Origin of the sequence: uncultured Acetatifactor sp. (assembly GCF_948601915.1) — a bacterium.
Taxonomy (GTDB): domain Bacteria; phylum Bacillota; class Clostridia; order Lachnospirales; family Lachnospiraceae; genus Acetatifactor.
The window spans coordinates 1-340 of record NZ_CAPDXS010000282.1; the positions used below are offsets into that span (position 1 = coordinate 1).

General features: G+C 57.1%; 1 protein-coding gene. It reads left to right on the forward strand.

The features are described 5' to 3' along the window. Positions 1-314 (forward strand): hypothetical protein (locus tag Q2B33_RS24045; RefSeq protein ID WP_300914340.1); only part of this gene is annotated, 314 nt, incomplete at its 5' end. Between the last annotated feature and the right edge of the window lie 26 nt (positions 315-340).

A 340-nucleotide genomic window follows, 5' to 3' on the forward strand; every position in this document is an offset into this window, starting at 1 on the left:
TGACAGAGATGCCCCGGCCGCAGTTCCGGAAGCTCCTGCAGCTGGCCAGGGCCTACCCTGAGAACCTGCCTGCGCTGGCCGCCATGGGCAAAGACATCCAGAGGCAAGTTATTGAAGCAGAGGCGGCGTGGAAAGCGGCCTCCCAGGACTACAAGGCAAACTGGAAGCACATCGCCCACCCCCGTTCCCGCAAACCTGCGATCAGGAAGATCATGGAAGAAAACCGCCGCCTGAAGGAGGCGGTACGGATCACCAAAGGCCACTACGCCAACTGGGTATCCGTTCAAACCAATTTTCAAAAGGAGGGCTTTTAAATGCCTACTACTATCACCAATGTTCG